1 protein-coding gene is annotated in these 1,054 nt (G+C 47.2%); it reads left to right on the top strand.

The features are described 5' to 3' along the window. A partial coding sequence (gpmI, locus tag RAC86_RS39035; protein WP_377886992.1) for a 2,3-bisphosphoglycerate-independent phosphoglycerate mutase occupies nt 1-1,054 on the top strand: 1,054 nt, incomplete at both ends.

Consider the following 1,054-nt stretch of genomic DNA (forward strand, 5'->3'; position numbering starts at 1 on the left):
AAACGCAGTCGCTTTAGCGAAAAAACCGAATTTTGACCGCTACTGGAACCAGTATCCTCATCAAACATTGACTGCTTCAGGCGAGGCTGTAGGTCTTCCTGAAGGGCAAATGGGGAACTCCGAAGTAGGCCACTTAAATATCGGTGCGGGACGTATTGTGTACCAAAGCTTAACACGCGTAAATGTTGCCATTCGTGAAGGAGAGTTCGAACGCAATCAAACATTCCTTGACGCGATTAACAACGCGAAAGAAAACGACAAAGCCCTGCACCTGTTCGGCCTTTTATCAGACGGCGGCGTGCACAGCCACATCAATCATTTGTTCGCATTGTTAAAGCTTGCGAAAAATGAAGGGCTGACAAAGGTTTACATTCATGGTTTCCTTGACGGCCGTGATGTAGGTCCGCAAACAGCGAAAACATACATCAACCAGCTGAACGAACAAATTGAGGAAATCGGTGTTGGAGAAATCGCCAGCGTTTCCGGACGCTACTACTCAATGGACCGCGACAAACGCTGGGACCGCGTAGAAAAAGCGTACCGCGCAATGGCATACGGCGAAGGCCCGACATACCGCAGCGCACTGGATGTTGTGGATGATTCATATGCGAACGGAATTTATGATGAATTCGTGATTCCATCTGTCATCACAAAAGAAAACGGTGAGCCTGTTGCGAAAATCCAAGACGGCGATTCTGTGATTTTCTATAATTTCAGACCGGACCGCGCCATCCAGATTTCTAACACGTTCACAAACAAAGACTTCCGCGATTTCGACCGCGGCGAGAATTATCCGAAGAACCTGCATTTCGTCTGCCTGACTCACTTCAGTGAATCAGTTGACGGCTATGTGGCGTTTAAACCGATAAATCTTGATAACACAGTCGGAGAAGTATTATCTCAGCATGGATTAAAACAGCTTCGAATTGCAGAAACTGAAAAGTATCCGCACGTCACGTTCTTTATGAGCGGCGGCCGTGAAGCTGAATTCCCAGGTGAAGAGCGTATTCTCATCAACTCGCCGAAAGTTGCAACATATGACTTGAAGCCTGAA

The sequence above is a fragment of the Bacillus sp. LR_5 genome, from assembly GCF_042709275.1.